This window comes from Listeria fleischmannii subsp. fleischmannii LU2006-1, from assembly GCF_000344175.1.
Classification (GTDB): domain Bacteria; phylum Bacillota; class Bacilli; order Lactobacillales; family Listeriaceae; genus Listeria; species Listeria fleischmannii.
Genome location: NZ_ALWW01000081.1, coordinates 1 through 1,664 on the forward strand (window position 1 = coordinate 1; position 1,664 = coordinate 1,664).

2 protein-coding genes are annotated in these 1,664 nt (G+C 33.2%); both read left to right on the forward strand.

The window, feature by feature from the left end; genetic code table 11:
* Positions 1 to 293: 293 nt before the first annotated feature.
* Positions 294 to 656: a helix-turn-helix transcriptional regulator gene (locus tag LFLEISCH_RS14250; RefSeq protein WP_007478044.1), complete on the forward strand. Its 363-nt coding sequence runs from the start codon at positions 294 to 296 to the stop codon at positions 654 to 656.
* Between the two features lie 26 nt (positions 657 to 682).
* Entirely contained in the window at positions 683 to 1,171 is a 489-nt protein-coding gene (locus LFLEISCH_RS14255) for an AraC family transcriptional regulator (protein WP_007478046.1), read from the forward strand.
* Positions 1,172 to 1,664 lie beyond the last annotated feature (493 nt).

Sequence of the window (1,664 nt, forward strand, 5' to 3'; positions counted from 1 at the left end):
ATAGAAAAATTTGTTAATAAAGAATTAAAAKTAATTTAGATTTACTAAAATATATTATATAAACTGTGCACTAAAAATACCTAATCCTCTATTGTATTTCTCATCCTTTATAAAAAAATAAATCTTACCTTGAAAAAAATTATACAGTGATATAATATAATTTGACAAAATAAAATCTTGTTTTGATAGTTTAGCTGGATAGAATCAGGTTGTATAGACGCTTTTTTAAGAAAAACTTTTTGCTATTTTTTCGCGAATGCTAAAATAATTACAGAGCAAAGGGAGTGGGAATCATGCAAAATTATACTTGGTTGTTGAATCATACTGAGGACTACATCGAAAACCATCTTGATCAAAAAATAACTTTAGCTGATGTTGCGGGTAATATTCATATGTCAGAATATCATTTTCATAGGCTTTTTCACAAACATTCCAAAGAAACCTTGTATCAGTTTGTTACCCGCATAAAATTAGAGCGATCAGCAATATTTTTACGTGTTCGCAAAGATGTCAGTATCACTGACATCGCTTTGCGCTATGGCTACAATGATGCCACCAGCTACAATCGCGCTTTTCGCCGTCATTTCGGAATAAGCCCGACAGCCTTCCGAAAAGCGCAAGATATGCCAAGTAATAGAGATTCTGACCACTTATAATTGAAGTATGAAAGGAATGATTTATTATGAAAGAACCGACCATTACAATTGAAACCATTGAAACCATGCGCGTTATTTATGTACGCTTTCGTGGCACCTACATCGACTTCCGTAAAAACAGCAAAAAACTTTTTGAACAGCTATTTAGTTTTGCCGAGTCGCATCAATTGATACTCCCGGAAGTCACCAAAGTACTGACTATCTATCATGACAATCCTTTTATCACCGATGCCCAAAACCTACGCACTAGTGTGGCAATGACTGTACCAAAAGATGCCGTTGTCAATGAAACTGATGAAATCTCGATAATGACAATCAGCGGTAAATTTGGTGTTGGTCATTTCGAAATTAGCCTTGGCGAATATGGTGATGCCTGGAATTATATGTATCAAAATTGGCTATTTGAAGGCAAAAACAAAGCTCGTGATGCCTTCCCATTTGAACTATACGTTACCGAGCCGCCAAAAAACTTTAAAACTAAAAGCCTGACTAACATCTATATTCCTGTTGAATAATGATTACTCGTGTAAACGGATGATTTGTTTTTGGTTTAAAACCTCTTAATACATTGATTCACTCATAATTTTGAGAACACCCTATTTTGATAGAGCAATTTAATGTAAAGAAGCGTGCACATTTTTATTAAATCTTGCACGCTTCTTTGCCATGGGCCGAAAATCAAAGTCATTCGAGCTGATAGCTATCATCACAACTCTTAACTGTAAGAAAGAATCCATACAAATTTCTTTATGACTTGTCCTCATTCTTGTCTAGCTATATTTTAAAATATAACACATGACACCAATTGATATGTTAAAATATAAAGAGTAATTTGTAAAAGATATGAGTAATTATTTTCCAGACGGAGTTATGAGTAATGGACTTTGTGGGGATACTACAAAATCATGTTATTATTTTTGTAATGTTAAAATAGCTAAAGCTAAAGTCCCTTAATACGCTTACGAAAGGTTTTGAAGGAACAATGAAATTAATTATAGAAGATATATT